The organism is Lacisediminihabitans profunda (assembly GCF_008040105.1).
In the GTDB taxonomy this organism is placed as follows: Bacteria; Actinomycetota; Actinomycetes; order Actinomycetales; family Microbacteriaceae; genus Lacisediminihabitans; species Lacisediminihabitans profunda.
In genome coordinates this window covers 1-393 of sequence record NZ_VRMG01000063.1, presented here as the reverse complement: position 1 = coordinate 393, position 393 = coordinate 1, and the positions used below count along the sequence as shown (strand labels likewise).

Sequence of the window (393 nt, the reverse complement as noted above, 5' to 3'; positions counted from 1 at the left end):
CGTTGGCAGCGTTCTGCTCATTCAGTTGGCCATCTGCCTGCCGGCGGGGTTCGCGCTGTCGAAGATCAAGTTCCGCGGCTCGAAGATCGTGTTCGGGCTGTTCCTGGTCCCCGTCCTGCTGCCGACCAACCTGCTGCTGATTCCGACCTTCGTCGTGACCCTGCAGCTGGGGCTCGTCGGCAACGTCTTCGGACTGGTTCTGCCGATCGCCGGGCAGGCTTCGGTGGGAGTGCTGCTGTTCCGACAGTTCTTCTCGACGCTCCCCGACGGCCTGATCGAGGCCGCTCGCAGCGATGGAGCGGGCTGGTGCCGGACAGTCTTCAGCATTGCGCTTCCCCTGGCGAGACCGATCGTCGCGGCGGACTCGGTTGTGACGTGTCTCACCGCCTGGAA

At 64.9% G+C, this 393-nt stretch carries 1 protein-coding gene; it reads left to right on the top strand.

From position 1 onward, the window contains the following. On the top strand, nucleotides 1–393 hold a 393-nt coding region (locus FVP33_RS19065; RefSeq protein ID WP_147785263.1), incomplete at both ends, for a carbohydrate ABC transporter permease.